General features: G+C 70.1%; 20 protein-coding genes. 12 read left to right on the forward strand and 8 right to left on the reverse strand.

Annotated features, from left to right (window positions below; translation table 11 throughout):
* Positions 1–448: 448 nt before the first annotated feature.
* Positions 449–1612 carry a radical SAM family heme chaperone HemW gene (gene hemW, locus VEA62_RS01610; RefSeq protein ID WP_324817535.1) on the reverse strand — a complete coding sequence of 388 codons (1164 nt, stop codon included), beginning with the start codon at positions 1610–1612 and terminating at the stop codon, positions 449–451.
* Positions 1605–2207: an RdgB/HAM1 family non-canonical purine NTP pyrophosphatase gene (rdgB, locus tag VEA62_RS01615; protein ID WP_324817537.1), complete on the reverse strand. Its 603-nt coding sequence runs from the start codon at positions 2205–2207 to the stop codon at positions 1605–1607. The genes hemW and rdgB overlap by 8 nt, the downstream gene beginning before the upstream one ends.
* 452 nt (positions 2208–2659) lie before the next feature.
* Here rdgB and VEA62_RS01620 point away from each other — a divergent pair, with 452 nt between their 5' ends.
* The 4 genes from VEA62_RS01620 (at position 2660) to VEA62_RS01635 (ending at position 4369) form a co-directional block, all read left to right on the forward strand.
* Positions 2660–3229 (forward strand): DUF2975 domain-containing protein, encoded by a 570-nt coding sequence (locus tag VEA62_RS01620; RefSeq protein ID WP_324817539.1) that lies wholly within the window; start codon positions 2660–2662, stop codon positions 3227–3229.
* A 61-nt stretch (positions 3230–3290) separates the two neighbouring features.
* Complete coding sequence (locus VEA62_RS01625) at positions 3291–3551, forward strand: helix-turn-helix transcriptional regulator (RefSeq protein WP_324817542.1); 261 nt, start codon at positions 3291–3293, stop codon at positions 3549–3551.
* Complete coding sequence (locus VEA62_RS01630; RefSeq protein WP_324817544.1) at positions 3548–4093, forward strand: Smr/MutS family protein; 546 nt, start codon at positions 3548–3550, stop codon at positions 4091–4093. Before VEA62_RS01625 ends, VEA62_RS01630 begins: the two co-directional genes overlap by 4 nt.
* A gap of 3 nt (positions 4094–4096) precedes the next feature.
* The gene (locus tag VEA62_RS01635; protein ID WP_324817547.1) at positions 4097–4369 is read left to right on the forward strand and encodes a hypothetical protein; all 273 of its coding nucleotides are present in this window, start codon (positions 4097–4099) and stop codon (positions 4367–4369) included.
* Here the strand turns inward: VEA62_RS01635 and VEA62_RS01640 are convergent, their stop codons facing one another.
* Complete coding sequence (locus tag VEA62_RS01640; RefSeq protein WP_324817550.1) at positions 4370–5392, reverse strand: adenosine kinase; 1023 nt, start codon at positions 5390–5392, stop codon at positions 4370–4372. It lies immediately after the preceding gene.
* Positions 5393–5484: 92 nt separating this feature from the next.
* Between VEA62_RS01640 and VEA62_RS01645 the strand changes: the two genes are divergently transcribed.
* Complete coding sequence (locus VEA62_RS01645; RefSeq protein ID WP_324817552.1) at positions 5485–6354, forward strand: transporter; 870 nt, start codon at positions 5485–5487, stop codon at positions 6352–6354.
* Between the two features lie 165 nt (positions 6355–6519).
* Here VEA62_RS01645 and nth read toward each other — a convergent pair whose 3' ends face one another.
* The gene (nth, locus tag VEA62_RS01650) at positions 6520–7269 is read right to left on the reverse strand and encodes an endonuclease III (protein WP_324817554.1); all 750 of its coding nucleotides are present in this window, start codon (positions 7267–7269) and stop codon (positions 6520–6522) included.
* A 187-nt stretch (positions 7270–7456) separates the two neighbouring features.
* Here nth and VEA62_RS01655 point away from each other — a divergent pair, with 187 nt between their 5' ends.
* From VEA62_RS01655 to VEA62_RS01675, 5 genes are read left to right on the forward strand one after another with little or no spacing between them, the layout of a single operon-like run.
* On the forward strand, positions 7457–8563 hold the full coding sequence (locus VEA62_RS01655) for an HlyD family secretion protein (RefSeq protein ID WP_324817556.1): 1107 nt from the start codon (positions 7457–7459) through the stop codon (positions 8561–8563).
* Positions 8563–10155 carry a DHA2 family efflux MFS transporter permease subunit gene (locus VEA62_RS01660; RefSeq protein ID WP_324817558.1) on the forward strand — a complete coding sequence of 531 codons (1593 nt, stop codon included), beginning with the start codon at positions 8563–8565 and terminating at the stop codon, positions 10153–10155. The genes VEA62_RS01655 and VEA62_RS01660 overlap by 1 nt, the downstream gene beginning before the upstream one ends.
* Positions 10155–10748, forward strand: coding sequence for a TetR/AcrR family transcriptional regulator (locus VEA62_RS01665; RefSeq protein ID WP_324817561.1), 594 nt, complete (start codon positions 10155–10157; stop codon positions 10746–10748). The genes VEA62_RS01660 and VEA62_RS01665 overlap by 1 nt, the downstream gene beginning before the upstream one ends.
* A gap of 58 nt (positions 10749–10806) precedes the next feature.
* On the forward strand, positions 10807–11556 hold the full coding sequence (locus VEA62_RS01670) for a creatininase family protein (protein ID WP_324817563.1): 750 nt from the start codon (positions 10807–10809) through the stop codon (positions 11554–11556).
* 26 nt (positions 11557–11582) lie between these two features.
* A complete protein-coding gene (locus VEA62_RS01675) occupies positions 11583–12044 on the forward strand; it encodes a hypothetical protein (RefSeq protein ID WP_324817566.1) in 462 nt (153 codons plus the stop codon).
* A gap of 1 nt (position 12045) precedes the next feature.
* Here the strand turns inward: VEA62_RS01675 and VEA62_RS01680 are convergent, their stop codons facing one another.
* The 3 genes from VEA62_RS01680 to VEA62_RS01690 are packed head-to-tail and all read right to left on the reverse strand — an operon-like array spanning position 12046 to position 16483.
* Complete coding sequence (locus VEA62_RS01680) at positions 12046–13491, reverse strand: AMP nucleosidase (protein WP_324817569.1); 1446 nt, start codon at positions 13489–13491, stop codon at positions 12046–12048.
* 58 nt (positions 13492–13549) lie between these two features.
* On the reverse strand, positions 13550–14407 hold the full coding sequence (locus VEA62_RS01685) for an alpha/beta hydrolase (RefSeq protein ID WP_324817572.1): 858 nt from the start codon (positions 14405–14407) through the stop codon (positions 13550–13552).
* A 36-nt stretch (positions 14408–14443) separates the two neighbouring features.
* Positions 14444–16483, reverse strand: coding sequence for an AsmA family protein (locus VEA62_RS01690; protein ID WP_324817574.1), 2040 nt, complete (start codon positions 16481–16483; stop codon positions 14444–14446).
* A gap of 176 nt (positions 16484–16659) precedes the next feature.
* Here VEA62_RS01690 and VEA62_RS01695 point away from each other — a divergent pair, with 176 nt between their 5' ends.
* A complete protein-coding gene (locus VEA62_RS01695) occupies positions 16660–16998 on the forward strand; it encodes a hypothetical protein (RefSeq protein ID WP_324817577.1) in 339 nt (112 codons plus the stop codon).
* A gap of 68 nt (positions 16999–17066) precedes the next feature.
* On the opposite strand, the gene VEA62_RS01700 is transcribed toward VEA62_RS01695, so the two are convergent.
* On the reverse strand, positions 17067–19187 hold the full coding sequence (locus VEA62_RS01700; RefSeq protein ID WP_324817579.1) for a S9 family peptidase: 2121 nt from the start codon (positions 19185–19187) through the stop codon (positions 17067–17069).
* 130 nt (positions 19188–19317) lie between these two features.
* Between VEA62_RS01700 and VEA62_RS01705 the strand changes: the two genes are divergently transcribed.
* Complete coding sequence (locus VEA62_RS01705; RefSeq protein WP_324817581.1) at positions 19318–20181, forward strand: GNAT family N-acetyltransferase; 864 nt, start codon at positions 19318–19320, stop codon at positions 20179–20181.
* The last annotated feature ends 3 nt before the right edge of the window (positions 20182–20184 follow it).

Here is a 20184-nt window from a genome sequence, read left to right on the forward strand (position 1 = left end):
TTCGGGCCTTGCCGGATCACCGTCGGGGCCATTGCTGACCCCGACGCGGGGCGGACATGACGGCATGAAGCTGACGTCAGCAGTCCGCACTCCAACAGCGCGCGGCGAGCAAGCGGGCAGGATCCATCCCCGCCCTCGAGGACCCCCGGACTTTCCGTCATCCGGGCTTCATCGCTCGACCACAGCCCGCCGTCGTCGAGGAACGTGGATCCGACGCCCTCCCCATCGACGGGATGGGTAATAGTATTGGCCGGGTTTTTACCAGGGCGGGTTCGTGACGCTGGCGCGGGGAGGATGCGCCGGGAAATCAGTGGGTTGGCTGTTCGAAGTATGGAGACAGAGGCGGGATTTGCAGCGCAGCAATTCCCGCTTTCATCATCCCGGGGTCTGCGCGGCTGCGCCGCTTGCCCCGGGATGACGAAAGGAAGGGAGACCGGCGCCGCCGGTCTCAGGCGAGCAGGGCCTTCAGAACGGCGTCCAGTACGGGACGTCCCCGCGCGGTGGCCGCGAGGCGGTCGGCGGACTGGACGAGAAATCCGTCGGCGAGGAGATCGGCGAGCGGCCCGCCGTCCGTGGTCAGGCCGAGGGCGGCGAGCCGGGCGAGCGGGACGCCCTCGACGGTGCGCAGACCGAGCAGGATCCTTTCCTCGTCGGCCTCGAAGGGTGTCTGGGCCTCATGCTCCGCCCACGGCGCGCCCGCCGCGACGCCGGCGATGTAGTCGCCGATCCCGCGGTGGGCCACGGTCGCGGTGCGCGCGTCGGCCAGCGTCAGCCGTCCGTGCGCCCCCGGCCCCACGCCGAGGTAGTCGCCGCCGCGCCAGACGTGGAGATTGTGGGCCGAACGGGCGGCGGGGCCGCGGGCGTGGTTGGACACCTCATAGGCCTCGAAACCGGCCCCCTCGAGCACGGCCTGGGTCGTTTCATAGAGGGTGGCGGCCATGTCCTCGTCGGGCGGCGCCCAGGCACCGCGGGCCACGGCGCGGCCGAAGGCGGTCGTCGGCTCTATGGTCAGCTGGTAGGGCGAGACGTGTTCGAAGCCGAGGTCCAGGGCCTCGGTCAGTTCATCGGTCCAGCGGCCCGGCGTATGTCCCGGCCGGGCGTAGATCAGGTCGATCGACAGCCGGCCGAAGACGCGCCCGGCCACGGCCACGGCCCGACGCGCCTCGTCGGCGGAATGGTTGCGGCCGAGGAAGGCCAGCGCCGCGTCGTCGAGCGCCTGCACCCCCATCGACAGCCGGTCGACCCCGGCGTCGGCGAGGGCGGCGAACCGGCCGGCTTCCGCGTCGGTGGGATTGGCCTCCAGGGTGATCTCGATCTCGCCGCGCGGGGGGAACAGGACCCGGGCGCGTTCGATCACCGCCGCCACCGCCTCCGGCGCCATCAGGGAAGGCGTGCCGCCGCCGAAGAAGATCGAGGCGAGACGGCGCGGCCCGGTCAGGTCGGCCTGCGCTTCCATGTCGGCGAGGATGGCCGCGACCAGCGCCGCCTGCTCCTCGTTCCGCCCGCGATCGCGCACGACGTTGAAGTCGCAATAGGGGCAGATGCGGGCGCAGTAGGGCCAGTGGACGTAGAGGGCGAGGTCTGTCCCGGGGTCGAGTACTGGATCAGTCAATCAGCGCCGCCTTGAGCTTTTCGAACGCCCGGGCCCGGTGGCTGATCGAATCCTTCAGCTTCGGATCGAGCTCGCCGAAGGTCCGGTCGTAGCCTTCCGGGATGAAGATCGGGTCGTAGCCGAAGCCCCGATCGCCGCGCGGCGGGAAGGTCAGCCGGCCCTCGACGCGCCCCTCGACCACCACCGCCGGGCCGTCGGGCCAGGCCACGGCGAGGGCCGAGGTGAACCAGGCGCTGCGGTCATCCGAGCCGACCTCGTCCAGCCGCTCCTCGACGCGGCGCATGGCGAAGGCGAAATCCTTGTCGGGACCGGCCCAGCGGGCGGAGAAGATACCCGGCGCGCCGCCGAGCGCCGCCACCGACAGACCGGAGTCGTCGGCCAGGGCGACCTCGCCCGAGCGGTCGGCGGCGTGCCGCGCCTTGAGCAGGGCGTTGCCGGCGAAGGTGGTTTCCGTCTCCTCCGGCTCGGGCAGGTTCAGCGCCCCGGCGGTGACCACCTCGTAATGTCCACCCAGCAGGGCCTCGATCTCGGGGACCTTGCCGGGATTGTGGGTCGCCGCAACCAGGCGCATCCCCTTGATAAGCTTGAGCTTCATGCCGTTCACGCGCCTTGTAACGATCCATTGCCAAAGTTTAATATCGTTAAACGATATGTAACATGACTTCCTGCCGCGCACGGCCTATCTATTAACCCAAGGACGGACGCCGCACCGTTCCTTGATCTGAAGCAAAGACGCACGATCAATGCAGCGGCACAACCAAAGAGGGGTGAAAACATCCCTCGCTCAGGATCGAAAGAGAACGACAATGAACACCATGAACGCTTCCTACTTCATCGAAAAGGTCGGCCACGGCGTGCTGAACGCCTTCCTGCTCGCCGCCCTGCCGACCGCTCTGGTCGCCACCCTCGTCCAGGCCCTGTGATCCTTCTTCTGCTCACAGGAGCTTTGACGATCTGCATGACAAACGCGATGTATAAGACCGCGCGTGGGTTCGCCGGACCCCGCGCGGCATTCGCGCCTGGACTTCCGGCCTGAACGAGGCCCGCATGCGATTCCCGAAGACGAAGGCGCTCGGGATACGCACACCTTCCCTGCCCCATCTGAGCCTGGTCTCGATCTCCAGCGTGGCGAGCACGGCCTGCACCGTCGCCTTCTGGGTCCTGTCCGTCGGCGCCATTCTCGTCCCCGTCGCCGTCGTGGCGCTGAAGCTGCTGGGCTGGTCCCTGGTGACCGCCGGAACCGGCGAGGACGCCATCGTGATCCCCCTGCCCTGGGCCTATGTGCTGCTGGTCGCCACCGCCGCCTTCGCCTATCTGTCCATTTCCGCCCTGATCTTCCGCCTGCTGATCGGCATCGTCGCGACGCTGCGCCTGGGCGATCCCTTCCATCCGCAGAACGTGCGCCGGCTGCACCAGATCGGCGCCGCCTTCGCCTCGGTCACGCTCGGCGTCTGGGTCGGCCAGTTCCTGGTCGCCCGCTTCGTGCGCGGAGCCATGGAGGCGCCAAGCCTGTTCGACCTGATCACCCCGTCCTTCGCGGTCGTCATCATCGTGGTGATCGCCGAGGTCTTCCGCGAGGGCGCGCGCCTGCGCCGTGAATCCGAACTGACCATCTGAGAGCGGATCGCGCGCCGGACCCGCTTTTCGTCCACGCGCCCGCCGGTATAGAGAGTTCCCCATGGCCATCCGCGTACAGCTTGACCGCATCCTCCTCGAACGGCGCATGTCGCTGACCGAGCTGGCCGACCGCGTCGGCGTGACCCTGGCCAATCTGTCGATCCTCAAGACCGGCAAGGCGCGGGCCATCCGCTTCACGACACTGGACGCCCTGTGCCGGGAGCTGAACTGCCAGCCGGGCGACCTGCTGACGCAGACGCCGGGGCCGCAGGACGCCGGCTCGGACGAGGATCCGGACGGGAACGCCCCCGGCACGACATGAGCCGCCGCGACGACCTGAGCCCGGAAGACCGCCGCATCTGGGCCCGGGTCGCGGGCTCGGTGACGCCGTCGAAGCCGAGGAAGGCGCCGCGGGTGACGCCGGGCGTCGCTGTCGCCGATCCGCCCGCCGCGCCTGCCGCGAAGGGGCCGGTCAAGACGCGGGGCGTACCCGCCCCCTACATCCCGCCGGTCAGCGCCCCGGCCCGGTCACGGGGCCTGCCCGAGGAACTGGAGCCGCGCCGCCAGCGCCGGCTGTCGCGCGAACGCGATCCGATCGAGGCCCGCATCGACCTGCACGGCTACGGCCGTTTCCAGGCCCAGGACGCCCTGACCGCCTTCCTGATCGGGGCCCAGGCGCGCGGCTATCGCTCGGTGCTGGTGATAACCGGTCAGGGCCGGCGCGGCGGCAGCGGCGTGATCCGCGCCTCGGTCCACGAATGGCTGCAGGGCCCGGCGCTGCGAGGGGTGGTGTCCGGCTTCGCCTCAGCCGCCCGCCATCACGGCGGCGACGGGGCGCTGTATGTGACGATCCGGAGAATGTGAATCATGGCTCATCTGGTCGCCATCCAGACCTCGACCGGCGAATGGCAGGCCTATGTCGTGGCCCATCCGTCCAACCGCTTCGTGGGCGACGTCGACGTGACGGGCCGCACGGCGCCGTCCTTCCGCTATATGCGGGCCTGGGACGGCGTGCCCAAGGCCGAGGCCGAGCGTCTGGCCCTGAGCTTCAGGGGCGTGCCCAAGGGCGCGCGGCACGCGGCGATCCTGAAGGCGTCCGAAGGTCTGCGCCTCTCCTTCGCGGCCGGAACCCGGATCTGATCAGGCGAGCCTCAGCCCCGTCTCCTTCGCCAGCGCCTCGAGCGACACCATCGGGCGCGGGCCCCAGTGGGCGATGACTTCGGCGGCGGCCAGCGAACCCAGCTTGCCGGCGTCTTCGAGCGGCAGGCCGCGGGCGAGGCCGAGCAGGAAGCCGGCGGCGTACTGGTCGCCGGCCCCGGTGGTGTCGATCACCTTGTCGACGGGGAAGGCGGCGACCTCGACCCGTTCCGCGCCGCCCCGGCCGAAGACCACCGAGCCGGCGGCCCCGCGGGTGACGGCGGCGATGTCGACGATGCGGCCGAGGTGGGCGGCGGCGTGGTCGAAATCCTCGGTCTCGAACAGGGCGTGCAGCTCGGCCTCATTGGCCAGGACGATGTCGGCCGAGGCCTCGATGAACTGCAGCAGCTCGGACCGCCAGCGGTGGACCACGAAACTGTCCGAGAGGGTGATGGCGACCTTGCGCCCGGCGGCGTGGGCGGCGGCGGCGGCGGCCTCGAAGGCGGCGCGGGCCGGGGCCGGGTCGAACAGATAGCCCTCGAGATAGACGATGGCCGAGGCGCCGATCAGGCCGGCGTCGATGTCGGCGGCCTGCAGCTGGTTGGCGGCGCCGAGGAAGGTGCACATGGTGCGCTGGCCATCGGGCGTGACGTTGATCATGCAGACGCCGGTGGCGAGGCCGGCGGCGGCCCCGTCGACGAGCGGCGGGGTGTCGAAGCGCACCCCGGCGGCGCGGATGTCGTGGGTGAAGACCCCGCCCAGGGTGTCGTCGGCGACCTTGCCGATATAGGCGGCGCGTCCGCCGAAAGAGCCTACGCCGGCGACGGTGTTGCCCGCCGAGCCGCCCGAGGCCTCCACCCCCGCGGCCATGGCCGCATAGAGGGCGGCGCTGCGCTGCGCATCGACCAGCTGCATCGAGCCGGCGGTCAGGCCCTGGGCCTCGAGGAAGGCGGGCTCGCAGGGGGCGAGGACGTCGACGATGGCGTTGCCGACGGCGCAGACGTCATAGGCGGGGATCTGGGTCATGGGGCGGCGTTTAGCGAACCCGCCCCGCCGCGCCACAAAAAAACATATAAGGATATCTTTATATGTTTTTCGAGCTCGGCTATAGCGCGGCCATGACCCGCATCGCCGTCCTCACCCCCGACCCCGCCGATCCTTCGTACGATGGCCAGTGGCAGGGGGTGCTGCAGCGGCTCGCCGCCGCCCTCGCGCCCGCCGGACTCGCCGTCGAGGCCAGCGCCTGGACGGACCACGTCGGGGACGCGTCCGGCCTGGCCGACTATCCTCTGGTGCTGCCGCTGATCGTCTGGGGTTATCACCGCGACCACGGCCGCTGGGTGCAGGCGTGCGAAACCTGGGCGGAGGCCGGGGTGCGGATGCTCAATCCGCCGTCGGTGATCGGCTGGAACTCGGACAAGTCCTATCTCGGCCGGCTGGCCGACGAGGGTGTGGCCATCCCGCCGACGATCTGGGCCGAAGGCGTGACCCAGGCGGACGCCGACGCGGCCTTCGACCGCTTCGGGACCGACACCCTCATCGTCAAGCCGCGGGTTTCCGGCGGGGCGTGGAAGACGCTGCGGCTGTCCCGCGGGGAGCGTCTGGCCGACGCGCCGGAGGGGCCGGCGATGATCCAGCCCTATCTGCCGTCGATCGAGACGGAGGGGGAGACCTCGCTGCTGTTCTTCGGCGGGGAGCTGAGCCACGTGGTCAACAAGCGGCCGGTGGCGGGCGAATTCCGCATCCAGGTGCAGTTTGGTGGCCGGTACGCCGCGCTGCCCGAGCCGCCCGCGGGAGCGCTGGCGCTGGCGGAGCAGACGCTGGCCGCCATCGGCGAGGACCTGCTCTACGCCCGCATCGACATGGCCCGCGGGCCGGACGGGGGCTGGCTGCTGATGGAGGCCGAACTGATCGAGCCGGACTTCTACCTCGGCTCGGCGCCGGAGGGCGGGAAGCGGTTCGCCGAGGCGGTCAAGGCCAGACTCTGATCCCTCTCCCGATGGGAGAGGGCTTGAGCGCACGAGCGCGAAGCGGTCGTCCTTGCGCGAAAGGGTGAGGGTTGATCGTCCGGGGGCGGCTCACGCCGACGGACGCAGCCGACCCTCATCCGACGGGGCTCCGCCCCGCCACCTTCTCCCATCGGGAGAAGGGACCTAACTGGCCTCCCCCAGCGCCTGAAGCCCGGCCCGCGACGGGCACAGGTCGCTGATCACGCAGGCGCTGCATTTCGGCTTGCGGGCGGTGCAGGTGTAGCGGCCGTGCAGGATCAGCCAGTGGTGCGCCTTGGGCAGCCACGGATCAGGCACGACCTGGTGCAGCTGGGCCTCGACCTTGTCGGGGGTGGCGGCGTTGGCGAGTCCCAGCCTGTGCGAGACGCGGAACACATGGGTGTCGACGGCGATGGCCGGCTCGACGCCCAGTTCGTTCAGAACCACGCTGGCGGTCTTGCGGCCGACGCCGGGCAGGGACTGCAGCGCCTCGCGGGTCAGGGGGATCTCGCCGCCGTACTGCTCCAGCACGATGCGGCTCAGAGCGATGACGTTCTTCGCCTTGTTCCGGTAGAGGCCGATGGAAGCGATGAAGGGGATCAGCCCCTCCTCCCCCAGGGCCAGCATCTTCTCCGGGGTGTCGGCGACAGCGAACAGGCGGTCGGTGGCCTTGTTGACCGAGACGTCAGTGGCCTGGGCCGACAGGGCGACGGCGACCACGAAGGTGAAGGGGTTGGTGTAGTTCAGCTCGGTCTTCGGATCGGGCATGACGCGGGAGAGCCGCTCGAAGATGGCCTCGACGCGATCCTCGTCCGGCGGCCAGCCGAGCACCGGGACAACCGGGCCGGTGAGGACGGCGGGGCGTTTGGGGGTGGCCTTCGTGCGGCGCGCGGCCTGGGCCCTGGGCGGCTTCATGCCTCGTCGTCGCCGGGCGCGGGAGCCGCGTCAAGTTCGGCCTCGTCGGGTTGCCAGGGCCGGGCGGAGATTAACGGGCTGAAACACGACGTGTCGCCGCGTGGGAATTGTCGGGTTGATTTTTGGACAGTTGTGTCCATTTATGCAGCCGTTCCTCCCCGGACGCCCATCCTTTCGAGCACGACCCATGACCCTGAACCCGGCCCTGAAGAAGCGCCTGCCCCTGATCGTCGCCGCGGTTGCGGGCCTCGCCCTGATCGTGGGCGGGGCCGTCTGGTGGCAGGGCAAGCAACGGTGGGAGGCCACCGACAACGCCTTCGTCCAGGCCGACACCACCGAGGTCAGCCCGCAGATCGACGGCTATGTCGTCGAGGTGCTGGTCGCGGACAACCAGCGGGTCGAAGCCGGCCAGGTGCTGATCCGGCTGGACGACGCGGACGCCCGCGCAAATCTGGCCCAGGCCGAGGCCGAGCTGGCCGCGCTGCAGGCGGGGGTCCAGAACGTCGACGCCCGTGCGGCCCAGGAGCAGGCGATGATCGCCAGCCGCGCCGCCGCCGTCGCCCAGGCCCAGGCCCAGGCCGACCTCGCCCGCCAGCAGGTCACCCGCTACGGGCAACTGGCCGAGAAGGGCTGGGTGTCGCAGCAGCGGATCGAGACCGAACAGGCCGGCGTCCGCACCGCCCAGGCCACCGTGGCCGAAGCCCAGGCGGCCCTGGTCGCCGAACAGCGCGCCGCCGGGGTGCTGGGCTCGACCCGGGACCAGTCGGTCGCCTCGGTGGAACAGGCCCGCGCCGCTGTCGAGAAGGCCCGCATCGCCCTCGAGCGCACCGTCATCCGCGCGCCGGTGGCGGGCGTGGTCGGCGCCCGGGGCGTCCGCGTCGGCCAGTATGTACGGCCCGGCGGGACCATCCTGTCGATCGTGCCGCTGGGCGACACCTATGTGGTCGCCAATTTCAAGGAGACCCAGCTGGACCGGCTGCGCATCGGCCAGACGGTCGAGATCAAGGCCGACGCCTTCAGGGGCGAACCCCTGACCGGCCATATCGACAGCTTCGCCCCGGCCACCGGCTCGGAGTTCGCCCTGATCCCGGTCGAGAACGCCACGGGCAATTTCACCAAGATCACCCAGCGGGTGCCGGTGCGCATCCGCGTCGACCGCCGCGAGGGCGCGGCCCTGCGCCCCGGCCTGTCGGTCGAGGTCAAGGTCGACCTGAAGAGCGAGGGCACGCTGAGCTTCGCCGAGGCCGCCGTCGCGCCGGTGCAGACCGCAGCCGTCGCCTCGCCGGTGTCCTGATGTCCGCCGCCGCCCCGCCCGTCGGCGCCGGCGCATCGGCCGCCGCGGAGCCGCAGGTCAATTGGACGGTCCTGCTGCTGGGCTTCGCCGGCATGGTGATCGGCCAGTTCATGGCCATCCTCGACATCCAGATCGTGGCCTCGTCCCTGCCGCAGATCCAGGCCGGGGTGGGCGCTTCGGCCGACGAGATCAGCTGGATCCAGACGGCCTATCTGATCCCCGAAGTCGTGATGATCCCCCTGTCGGGATACCTGTCGCGCCTGTGGGGGACGCGAAACGTGTTCCTCGCCTCCTGCGCCGGTTTCATGGCCATGAGCGTGGCCGTCGGCCTGTCCGGCTCGGTCGAGCAGATGATCGTCTTCCGCGCCATCCAGGGCTTCGTCGGCGGGGCCATGATCCCGACCGTCTTCGCCGTCGCCTTCACCGCCTTCCCGCCGAAGCAGCGGGTCACCGCCAGCGTCATCATGGGGCTGATCGTCACCCTGGCCCCCACCGTCGGGCCTACGCTGGGCGGCCACCTGACCGAGCAGCTGAGCTGGCGCTGGCTGTTCTTCATCAATGTGCCCCCCGGGCTGCTGGTGCTGTTCCTCGTCGGCCGCTACGCCAATTTCGACAAGGGCGACCCGTCGCTGTCGAAGGGCTTCGACTGGTGGGGTCTGGGCCTGATGGCCGTCTTCCTGATGAGTCTTCAGTTCGTACTCGAGGAGGGGGCGAAGAACGACTGGTTCGCCGACGACCACATCCTGCTGCTGGCCGTGGTCGTGGCCCTGACCGGTCCGGCCTTCGTCTGGCGCGCCCTGAGCTATCGCAATCCGATCGTCGAGCTGCGCGCCTTCGCCAACCGCAATTTCATGGTCGGGGTGGTGATGACCTTCACCGTGGGGGCGGCCCTGTTCGGCGGCACCTTCCTGCTGCCGCTCTTCCTCGGCCGGGTGCGCGGCTATTCCTCGGCCGAGGTCGGCACCACCATGGTCGTCTCCGGACTGGCCATGTTCCTGACCGCACCGTTCGCCGGCCGGCTGGTGCGTCTGGTCGATCCGCGCATCCTGATGTTCACCGGTTTCATGATGTGCGCCTGGTCGATGTGGGACGCCCATGCGGTGACGACGGAATGGGCCTTCTGGGAATTCGCCGGGGTCCAGGCGTTGCGGGGCGTAGGCGTCATGATGGCCATGATCGCCTCGCAGCAGGTGACCATGTCGACCCTGCCGCCGCATATGGTGAAGAACGCCTCGGGTCTGGTGAATCTGTTCCGCAACGTCGGCGGGGCCGTAGGCCTGGCCATGCTGAACACCTCCCTGACGACCAACACCGCCCTGCACATGAGCGAGCTGACGCAGAACATCACCAACACCAACACCGGCATGCAGGGGCTGCTGGCGGCGATGCAGGAGCGGTTCGCCGGCTCGCTGGACCCGGCCGGGGCGGCGATGAAGGCGGTCTACGGCATGCTGAACCTGCAGGCCACGACCCTGGCCTTCGGCGACGCCTTCGCCATGCTGGCGATCGGCTGCGCCCTCGCCGCCTTCGTCACCCTGACGGCGAAACCGGTGAAGGCGGCGCCCAACGCCCCTCCGGTGGAGGCCCACTGATGGCGCGGGTGCGCGGACAGGTCGATGAGACCAAGACCGAAGCCATCCTCGAGGCGGCGCAGGTGCTGTTCTCCGAACAGGGCGGCGGCGTGTCGATGGAGGCCATCGCCAAACGGGCGGGCGTCTCGCGCCAGACCCTCTACAACCGCTTTCCGTCCAAGCTGGAGATCGGGCGGGCGCTGGCCAGCCGTCGCTCGGACGCCATCAGCGCGCCCCTGCGCGACGGCGGCGACCCCGAAATCGTGCTGACCACCCTGGCGGCCGTGCTGCTGGACAAGATCATCGGCGACGACGGCAAGGCCTCGATGCGGGGCGTCGCCCTGATGTCGCCGCACGCGCCGGACGTGGCCCTGGCCATCTATGAAGCCGGCCCCCGCGAGAGCCTGCGGCGGCTGTCGGCCTGGCTGGCGGAGCAGGACCGCAAGGGCGTGCTGTCGGTCCCCGATCCCGATCTGGCGGCGGAGATGTTCGCCGGAATGGTGCTGGGTCACGGCCATCTGCGCGGCGTGCTCGGCGTACCGCATCCGCCGATCGATCGCGACGCCCGGGCCGGCGAGACGGCGCGGCGGTTCCTGAGAGCCTTCGCCCCCTGACGGTTGGCGAGAGGGGCCAATCGGCCTAGACCCCGCACTGTCTGTTCCGGAGTTCCCCATGCTGATTCACCAGTCGTCCTGGCCCGAGATCGACGCGCGGCTGAAGACCGTGAAGACGGTGGTCGTGCCGATCGGATCGAACGAGCAGCACGGGCCGACCGGCCTGCTGGGCACCGACTGGCTGTGCCCCGAGATCATCGCCCATGCGGCGGAGAAGCGGGACGGGCAGCTGGTCGTGGCCCCGACGTTCAACATCGGCATGGCCCAGCACCACCTGGCCTTCGCCGGCACCATCAGCCTGCGCCCCTCGACCTTCATGGCGGCGATCACCGACTGGGTGTCGTCGCTGAGCCGGCACGGTTTCGAGCGGATCTATTTCCTCAACGGCCACGGCGGGAACGTCGCCACCATCGAGGCGACCTTCGCCGAGATCTACGCCGAGTGGAGCTTCGTCGAGGAGCAGCCGCCGTTCGTGCTGAAGCTGCGCAACTGGTGGGACCTGCCGGGCGTGCACGGCTTCTGCACCCGGATGTTCCCGACCGGCCACGGCATGCACGCCACCCCGTCGGAAATCGCCGTGACCCAGGCGGCCTATCCGCATCTGGTCAAGACCGCGGTGATGGAGCCGAAGATCGCGCCGGTCGGGCCGATCCGCGATGCGCTGGACTATCGGGCCCGCTTCCCCGACGGACGCATCGGTTCGGATCCGCTGCTGGCCAGCCCGGAGAAGGGGCAGGAAATCATCGATGTGGCGGTCCCCGCCCTGCTCAAGGATGTGGCCGAGTTCAGCGCCGAGGTCTTGCCGTAACCACCATTGGCGCGCACGGTCGGCGCATGACAGCGATCCGACACGCCGCCCGCACCGCCCGGGCGGGACAGGAACTTCTTCAGGCCTCGGGGGACGTCATCGCCCGGCGGCTCGAGATCGTGGCCGAAGGCTTGCGCGACCCGCTGAAGGCGGATCTGCGTGAAATGAGCCTGATGGGTTCGGAAAAGGTCGAAGCCCTGACCGCCTCCGCGGCCGTCGGGCTGAACAGCGTGGCGGCCATGGCCGCGACCACCGCCGCCGTCGCCGCCCGGGAGGCGGCCGCGGCCCAGGGGGCGCTCGGGGCGGTGCTGAAGTCGGCCAGTCCGGCCGAGGCGGCCCTGGCGCAGGGCGCCTGGATGACGGCCGCCATGGGCCGCGCGGTCAGCGACGGCTGGACCTTCGGGGCCACGATGCTGAAGCTCCAGGCCGACGCCCTCGCGCCGATCCACGCCGCCGCCGTCGCCAACGCCAAGCGGCTGAGAAAATAGCCTACCGGAACGGGGGCTCGTCGAAGGCGCGCAGCTTGCGCGAATGCAGACGCGCGCCCTCGGCCCTGAGCAGGTCGACCGCCTGGATGCCGATCTGCAGGTGCTCCGAGATCGAGCCCTCGTAGAAGCGGTTGGCCTGGCCCGGCAGCTTGATCTCGCCGTGCAGCGGCCGGTCGGAGACGCACAGCAGGGTGCCGTAGGGCACCCGGAAGCGGTAGCCCTGGGCGGCGATGGTGGCGCTCTCCATGTCGATGGCCACGGCCCGGCTCTGGTTGAAGCGCTGGGCCGAGCGGGCGTAGCGGAGCTCCCAATTGCGGTCGTCGGTGGTCACCACCGTGCCGGTGCGCAGCCGCCGCTTGACCTCCTCGCCGGGGGCGCCGGAGACCATTTTGGCGGCGTCGTAGAGGGCGCGCTGGACCTCGGCGATCGACGGGATCGGAATGTCCGGCGGCAGCACGGCGTCCAGCACATGGTCGTCGCGCAGATAGGCGTGGGCCAGGACATAGTCGCCGATGATCTGGCTGTCGCGCAGGCCGCCGCAGTGGCCGATCATCATCCAGGCGTGGGGACGGGTGACGGCCAGGTGGTCGCAGATGGTCTTGGCGTTGGACGGGCCGACGCCGATGTTGACCAGGGTGATGCCGTTCCAGCCCGGCGCGGTCAGGTGGTAGGCCGGCATCTGGTGCTTCTTCCAGGCCGCGTCCATCACCGCCTGCTCGGGGTTCGGCGTGTCGCGGGTGATGACCACGCCGCCGGCGCACGACAGCGTCTCATAGGGGCTGGCCGGGTCGGCCAGCTGGGCGCAGGCCCAGCGCACGAACTCGTCCACGTAGCGGTTGTAGTTGGTGAACAGGATGTAGGACTGGACGTCTTCCACCGGCGTGCCGGTGTAGTGCCGCAGCCGGGCCAGGGAGAAGTCGGTGCGCAGGCCGTCGAACTGGGCCAGCGGGAAGTCCCGGCCGGTGTCGAACAGGCCGTCGGAGATCTCGTCGCCGATATGGGCCAGGTCGGTGGTCGGGAAATAGCGCGCCACGGCGGCGGTCTGGCTGCGGTCCAGCGCGACGTCCGAGCCGTCCATCACATAGGGGAAGGGGATTTCCTGCTCCGACGGACCGACGTCGAAGGTGGCGCCGTAGTCGGCCTCGAGCAGGCCCAGCTGCTCGGTCAGATAGGGGCGGAACAGCTCGGGCCGGGTGATGGTGGTCGAATAGACGCCGGGCCGCGAGATGCGGGCGTAGGCGCGGCTCGCCAGATTGGCCGGTCGCTCGCCGAACCAGCTGACCCTGAGCTCGGGATAGGAGAACAGGCCGCGGGCGCGGGCTTCGGGGTCGGGACGCTCGCCTGTGGCGAGGAAGGTACGCACCGCCTCGCGCAGGTTGGCCACGGATTGATCGTAGAGGGTCTGGAGGCGGTCCAGAGCCGCCTGTGCTGTCATCGTTTCTGTCATGGCCTCCCTTACAGGAGGACTTTGACGAAGGCGAGACGGTGTGGCCGGCCCGGCTAGATCAGGCCAGTTCGCGACCCAGGAAGGCGACGACGTCGTCGAGCACCGGCGCCTTCTTGCGGAACAGCGGCGAGAAGGTGGCGATCAGGTCGGCGTGGTTCAGTCCGGGATACAGCTTCGCCTCGCAGCGGCCGCCGACCGCCGTCATCCGCTCGCACAGGATGGTGGTGTCCTCGGCGTGCACCAGTTCGTCCTCGGTCCCGTGGCCCAGCCACAGGGGCGGGGCGTCGGGGCGGACGAAGGCCACCGGCTGGGTCAGGGTCAGGTCGGGGGCGCGGCCGAAGGCGTTGATCGAGGCCGGAACGTCCAGCGGCAGGAAGTCGTAGGGTCCGGCCAGACCCGCGGCGGCCCGGATCAGGTCCGGGGCCCCCGCCGCGGCCATGTAGCGGCGGTCGAGCGTGATCATCATGGCCAGATGCGCGCCCGCTGAATGGCCGACGACGCCCAGCCGCCGAGGGTCGCCGCCATACCGTCCGGCGAGGTCTCCGGCCAAGGCCGTCGCCGCCGCCGCGTCCTCGATGAAGGCGGGGAAATGGACCTGCGGGACGATCCGGTAGTCGGGCATGGCCACGACGAAACCCCGCGCCGCGAGCGCATGGGCCGCCCAGCCGTACTGCGAGCGCGCGCCGGAGTCCCAGCCCCCGCCGTAGAAGAAGACCAGCACCGGCCACGGGCGGGCCGACGCGGCGGTCGGGGCCAGGATATCGAGCCGTTGCCGCGGATCGTCGCCGTATGAAACGCCGCTCGCCACCCGCCGCACCCCGCTGTCGCGCGGCCCCAGAGCGTTCAGCGCCCCCAGCGGCGAACAGGCGGCCGTGACGGCGGCGATGGCGGGGGCGAGCAATCCTCTTCGGGTCATGAGTGCAGATACGCACGAAGCGGGGCTTTGGCTCAATCACCTCGCCGAGGATATCAGGGCGCCGCAGTTGGCGTCCTCGGCGAGGCCCGGGTCGACGAAGGCCGCCAGGGCCGCGAACGGGTTGACCAGCGCACCGAGGATGGCGCCCAGGCCGACCTGCTTCGCCACCTCGCCGCGATCGACGTCGACCTTCGGCGAGGTCAGGGAGCCCTGGACGGTGATCGGGGCCCACAGCCGCACCAGCCGGGCCTCCTTGGTCTCGCCGTCGATGCGCAGGTTCATGGTCTCGGCGCCGAGGTCGATCGTGCCGCTGCCCTGGGCCACCACGGGCGTGGTGTCGATGACGAAGGTGCGCGCCGTCGCCGTGCCGCCGCTGACCGTGAAGTCGGCCACGGCGCAGCGGATTTCGGCGGTGGAGTCGTCGTCGAGCTTGAACAGGCCGGCGAGGACGTTGATGCCCATCAGTTCGGCGAAGGCCGCGCGCATCCGGCCCTGCGGCACGACCAGGCTGACGGTCCCCTTCGAATTGGCGGCGAAGTCGTGCACCGAGGCCCCCGGCCCCTCCAGCCGCGCCCGGCCCAGCGCCCGGCCGCTGACCGTGGGCGCGCCGTTGCGGGCCGGGATGATGGACTCCAGCGGATAGCCCCGCAGACGGAAGTCGATGGCGCTCCAGGGCGTGTCCCGCGTCGCGTTGATCTTCGCCGTGCCGCGCAGCTCCCCCCGGTTGAAGGTGAAGGCCACCGGATCGAGATCGAGGACTCCGCTCTTCAGGTCCGCGCCGATGTCGACCTGGCGCACGTCCAGCTCGTTGCGCTTCACCCGCGCCGCCCTGTAGCGCAGCGTCCCGTCCATGACCCGCAGGCGGTCGACGTTCAGCGGCGCGTCGGGCAGCAGACGGCCGGGCGCGCCCGAGCTCACCACCGTATCGCCCGAGGGCGTGACCCGCGGCCGGGCGCCCAGCACGGCCATCAGGTCGTCGATGTCGAGCAGGCGTGAGCGCAGGTCGGCGTCGACCCGGCGCCGGTCGCCGGCCTTGTCGACCACCACCTTGCCCGACAGGTCGGACGAGCCGACTCGGCCGCTGAAGTCGGCGAAGGTGAATCTGGCGTCGTCGCGCGTCAGCCTGCCCGCCAGCCTGTAGGGCGGGGTGTTGGGCGTGGTGACGCCGGTCAGCAGGTAGATGTCGGCGAGGTCGCGGCCCTGCAGCCGGAGATTGGCGTTGAACTGGCCGAGGTCGAACGGCCGGGTGATCGAGCCGTCGGCGATCAGGCGCGTGCCCACTCCCGCGATCTCGCCATGGAAGGTGTAGGGCCGGTCGCGGCGGATGTTGATGAAGGGGCCGCCCCTGACCAGCACCGTCAGCGGCGTCCCGTTGATCGTGCCCTTGCCGTCGAGGTGGAAACCGGCCCGGCCGTCGGAACCCTCCCGCGCGTTGACGGTGGCTTCCAGCCTGATCTTGCGGCGCCGCTCGTCGAGCGAGACCTGCCCGTCCTGGATCAGCAGCCGGTTGATCGGCGGCAGTTTCAGCCCCTCGCCCGTATCCGGCTGATCGGGGTTCAGCCGCCAGCTCTTGCGCCCGTCTTCGGTCGAGATCAGCACCACCGTCGGCCGGGTGATCTGGACCAGCGGCATCTCGACATGACCGCCCAGCAGCGCGCGCAGGCGGACAGAGGCGCGCAGGTCCTCGACCTTGAGCGTGTCCTGCTCGCGCGCCCAGTCGGGACCGCCGATGCGCAGATCCTGCACCCGCGCCGAGGGCGTCCAGCTGAACAGATTGACGTCGAGGTCGCCATTGAGCTGGATTTCCCGGTCGTAGCGCGCCGAGGCCCAGCGGCCGATCGGGCCGCGCAGCATGTTCCAGTCGAACAGCAGCAGGAACAGGACGACGGCGGCGACCAGCGCCAGGGTGATGCTGGCGGCGATCTTCTCGGGCAGGGCGGGCCGGCGCGCCGCCGCACAGACCGGGTCATTGGCCACCACCCAGTCGCGCCAGCCGCGCATCCGCGCGCCCGCCGGCGCCAGCGCCCGGTCGCGCACAACCAGCCAATGCGGATTGTCTTTCAAGGGGTTGGACAAGCAGGCGCTCTCCGTCGAGCCGGGAGAACGCGCGAGCGTCGCGAAAGGCTCATCTCCCGCCCGGCGCCCGTCTGTAAAATTTCATACTTCGATTTGTCGCAAAATATTTACATTGACGCAGATCGGCGCATGGTTCGCTCCGCGCCCTGAGCAATTCGGGCGTTATGGAGGTTCAGATGCGCAACCGACGCCCGCTTGTCGCCGCCGTCCTGATGGCCGGTATGACTGTCGCCACCAGCGTTTCGGCCCAGACGCCCGGCCAGAGCCGAACGACCGGCGCCGACCCGGCGTCCGCGCGCGGCGTGCTCATCTGCGAGAGGGATGCGGCCAGCCGCCGGGCCTTCGCCCGGGAATACGGGGCCATGCCGGTGTTCATCACCGCCCGCGAGGCCGTCGGGGTGCGGCCATCCGAGCCGGCGTGGAGCGCCCCGCGCTGCATGACCGAGGTCGAACACGCCAAATTGCGCGACGCGACCCGCCAGGACTCGCAGACGAGGGTCGCGCCGCGGTCCTGACGGCGGTCTGAAACGAAAAAGGCGCGCTTCCCGCCCGGGGAGCGCGCCTTCGCGTCGTCGCGACGAAATCAGTCAGCCGGCTTCAGATGCTTGTCGAGCCAGCCGAACACCTCGGTATGCCATTGCAGGCTGTTGGCCGGCTTCAGCACCCAGTGGTTCTCGTCCGGGAAGACGATCAGCCGGCTTTCGACGCCGCGCCGCTGCAGGGCGGTGAAGGTCGACAGGCCCTGGGCGGTGGGGATGCGGAAGTCGCGGTCGCCCTGGACCACCAGCATCGGATCGCGCCAGTTCTGCACGTGGTTGGCCGGGTTGAAGGCCTGATAGCCGCGCGGGTTCTCCCACGGCGTACCCCCGTACTCCCACTCGGTGAACCACAGCTCCTCGGTCGAATAGCCCATGCCGAAGGTGTCGAAGACGCCGTCGTGGTTGACCAGGCAATCGAACTCGCCGGGCCAATTGCCCGCGATCCAGTTGATCATATAGCCGCCGTAGGAGGCGCCGAGGGCGCAGGCCTTCTCTCCGTCGAGGAAGGAATAGCGCTGCTGCGCCGCGGCCCAGCCCTTCTGCAGGTCTTCCAGCGGGCGGTCGCCCCAGTGCTGGCTGATCGCGTCGGTGAAGGCCTGACCGTAGCCGGTCGAGCCGTGGAAATCGATCATCACCACCGCATAGCCGGCCCCGGCGTAGGTCTCCGGGTTCCAGCGGTAGGACCAGCTGTTGCCGAACGAGCCCTGGGGCCCGCCGTGGATCAGGAAGGCGACCGGGTATTTCCGGCCCTCGACGTAGTTGGCCGGCTTGATCACATAGCCGTGCACCGTCTCGTCGTTCCAGCCCTGGAAGGTGAACTGCTCGGCCTCGCCGAACGCCTTGGCGTCGAGCTGCGGGTTCACGTCGGTGATGCGGCGCGGCATCTCGCGGCCGAGGAAGGTCTTCACGAACAGTTCGCTGGGACGGGTCAGCGAGTCCTGGGCGAAGACGAAGCCCGACGGCGTCTGCTGGAAGGCCGAGACGTGGCCGGGGCCGGTCACGGGCGTGACCACGCCGTTGCGGGTGTCGATCGAGAAGATCCGCGTCTGGCCGACATCTCCGGCGGTGACGTAGAGGGTGGCGCCGTCGCGCGACCATTGCAGGCTGTCGGCCGAGCGATCCCAATCGGCGGCGACCTGACGGACCTGACCCGTCTGCACGTCCCGCAGGAAGATGGCGTATTTGTCGGCCTCGAAGCCGGGGCGGGCCATGGCGCGGTACGCCAGGGTGCGGCCGTCCGGCGAGAACACCGGGCCGGTGTCCCAGGCGTCATTGTCGTCGGTCAGGTTTTCGAACGTGCCGTCGCCGCTCAGGCCGTTGGTGCGCCAGAGATCGAAATTGGTGCTCCACGGCTCGCTCTGGCCCGCCAGCCGCGCCGAGAACACCACGGCGTCGCCCTCGGGCGTGAAGGTGAATTCGCCCTCGTCGCCGAACGGCCTGGAGGGGGTGTCGCCGTCGAAGCCCCTGGTCACCCAGACCGGCTCGCCCGAGCCGTCGGTGTCGACCACGAACAGGTGGTTCTGCGTTCCGTCGTTCCAGGTGTCCCAGTGGCGCACGAACATGCGGTCGTAGACCTGGCCGGTGCTCTTGCTGTCGGCCTCGGCCTTCGTACGGTCCACCGTGCAGGCCAGGTCGGCGCAGGACGGGAAGACCGCCAGCGACACCACGACCTTGCGGGCGTCGCGGCTCAGACGGTAGGCGTTGACGTCGAGGGGCAGGTCGGTGACCTGCACCGGTCCCGTCCCGTCGGCGTTGGCGCGCCAGACCTGGCTCGTGCCCGAACGGCCCGACAGGAAATACAGCTTGCCGTCCGAACCCCAGCGCGCCGTGTTGGCGCCGCCCTCGTTGATGGCCAGCCGCCGGCCTTCGCCCGGATCGCGCAGGTCCATGATGTAGAGCGCGCCCTGGCGGCGGTTGGCCTCCACGTCGGTGGTGGTCACCGAATAGACCACCCAGCGGCCGTCGGGGGAGACCTGCGGATCGCCGAGGCGGTTGGCGGAGATCATATCGCGGTAGCTGAAGGCTTCGGCCGCCTGGGGGGCCGTCGTGGAGGCCGCGGCCGGGGCGGCGGCCCCGTCCGGCGTCCCTGCGAGGGCGGGCAGGCCGGCGGTCGCAAGCAGGGCGGCGGCGCTGAGGCCGGTCAGGAGGCGGGTCGTGGGACGCATGCGCGGGGATCCTCGGCGTTGAGCGGATTTCACGGCGCGAAGGGGTGGCGCCGCGGCAGCGGTCCGTCAATGCCATGACGGCTTTCGAAGCGCTTGCGGACCGCCGCCGGACCGGCGACAACCGGCCGCCATGACCGCCGTCGCCCCGAGCCCGCCCGGACCCGCCGAGCCGCACATCTGCGATGTGCTGATCGCCGAGCGTGCGCCGCGCCTGACCGGTTCCGCCCTGTGGCCGCTGGCCCGTCCGTTCCTCTACAGGCTGCTGAACTACCGCCACGCCGTCCGCATGGCCGACGCCGTGCGGCCGCTCTCGGGGGCGGAGGCGCTCGACTATATGAGCGACCTGCTGGGCCTGAAGGTCGCCGTGATGAATCCCGACCGGATCCCGGCCGCGGGACGTTCCATCGTCGTCGCCAACCATCCGACCGGCATCGCCGACGGGATCGCCGTGTTCGACGCCATACGGGCGCGGCGTCCGGACGCGATCTTCTTCGCCAACGCCGACGCCCTGCGCGTTTCGCCCCGGCTCGGAGAGGCGGTCATCCCCGTCGAATGGGTCGTCGAAAAGCGCACCCGGGAGAAGACGCGGGCCACGCTGCAGGCCGCCCGCGAGGCGTTCGAGGCGGGCCGCTGCGTGGTCATGTTCCCGGCCGGCCGGCTGGCGCGGGCAGCCAGGGACGGGTCGGTGACCGATCCGGAATGGGCGCCGACCGCCGCCTCCCTGGCTCGCAAATACGATGCGCCGATCGTGCCCATCCACGTGGCCGGCCCGACCTCGCGCCTGTTCCACTGGTTCGACCGCATCTCGCCCGAGCTGCGCGACATCACCCTGTTCCACGAGCTGCTCAACAAGAAGCGCAAGCGGTTCTTCCTCAAGGTCGGCAAGCCCATCCCGCCGTCGCGGCTGGACATCGACGCGGCCCGCGCCACCTATGCGCTGAAGGCCTTCACCGAACGGGTCCTGCCCAGCCAGCCGGACGCCGACTTTGCCTGAGCC

The sequence above is a fragment of the Brevundimonas sp. genome, assembly GCF_035627475.1.
GTDB lineage: Bacteria > Pseudomonadota > Alphaproteobacteria > Caulobacterales > Caulobacteraceae > Brevundimonas.

Coding starts and splice junctions, on each gene's coding strand:
- rdgB (WP_324817537.1), bottom strand. CDS start 2,207: ATGAAGCTCAAGCTTATCAAGGGGATGCGCCTGGTTGCGGCGACCCAC.
- VEA62_RS01620 (WP_324817539.1), top strand. CDS start 2,660: ATGCGATTCCCGAAGACGAAGGCGCTCGGGATACGCACACCTTCCCTG.
- VEA62_RS01625 (WP_324817542.1), top strand. CDS start 3,291: ATGGCCATCCGCGTACAGCTTGACCGCATCCTCCTCGAACGGCGCATG.
- VEA62_RS01630 (WP_324817544.1), top strand. CDS start 3,548: ATGAGCCGCCGCGACGACCTGAGCCCGGAAGACCGCCGCATCTGGGCC.
- VEA62_RS01635 (WP_324817547.1), top strand. CDS start 4,097: ATGGCTCATCTGGTCGCCATCCAGACCTCGACCGGCGAATGGCAGGCC.
- VEA62_RS01640 (WP_324817550.1), bottom strand. CDS start 5,392: ATGACCCAGATCCCCGCCTATGACGTCTGCGCCGTCGGCAACGCCATC.
- VEA62_RS01645 (WP_324817552.1), top strand. CDS start 5,485: ATGACCCGCATCGCCGTCCTCACCCCCGACCCCGCCGATCCTTCGTAC.
- nth (WP_324817554.1), bottom strand. CDS start 7,269: ATGAAGCCGCCCAGGGCCCAGGCCGCGCGCCGCACGAAGGCCACCCCC.
- VEA62_RS01655 (WP_324817556.1), top strand. CDS start 7,457: ATGACCCTGAACCCGGCCCTGAAGAAGCGCCTGCCCCTGATCGTCGCC.
- VEA62_RS01660 (WP_324817558.1), top strand. CDS start 8,563: ATGTCCGCCGCCGCCCCGCCCGTCGGCGCCGGCGCATCGGCCGCCGCG.
- VEA62_RS01665 (WP_324817561.1), top strand. CDS start 10,155: ATGGCGCGGGTGCGCGGACAGGTCGATGAGACCAAGACCGAAGCCATC.
- VEA62_RS01670 (WP_324817563.1), top strand. CDS start 10,807: ATGCTGATTCACCAGTCGTCCTGGCCCGAGATCGACGCGCGGCTGAAG.
- VEA62_RS01675 (WP_324817566.1), top strand. CDS start 11,583: ATGACAGCGATCCGACACGCCGCCCGCACCGCCCGGGCGGGACAGGAA.
- VEA62_RS01680 (WP_324817569.1), bottom strand. CDS start 13,491: ATGACAGAAACGATGACAGCACAGGCGGCTCTGGACCGCCTCCAGACC.
- VEA62_RS01685 (WP_324817572.1), bottom strand. CDS start 14,407: ATGACCCGAAGAGGATTGCTCGCCCCCGCCATCGCCGCCGTCACGGCC.
- VEA62_RS01695 (WP_324817577.1), top strand. CDS start 16,660: ATGCGCAACCGACGCCCGCTTGTCGCCGCCGTCCTGATGGCCGGTATG.
- VEA62_RS01700 (WP_324817579.1), bottom strand. CDS start 19,187: ATGCGTCCCACGACCCGCCTCCTGACCGGCCTCAGCGCCGCCGCCCTG.
- VEA62_RS01705 (WP_324817581.1), top strand. CDS start 19,318: ATGACCGCCGTCGCCCCGAGCCCGCCCGGACCCGCCGAGCCGCACATC.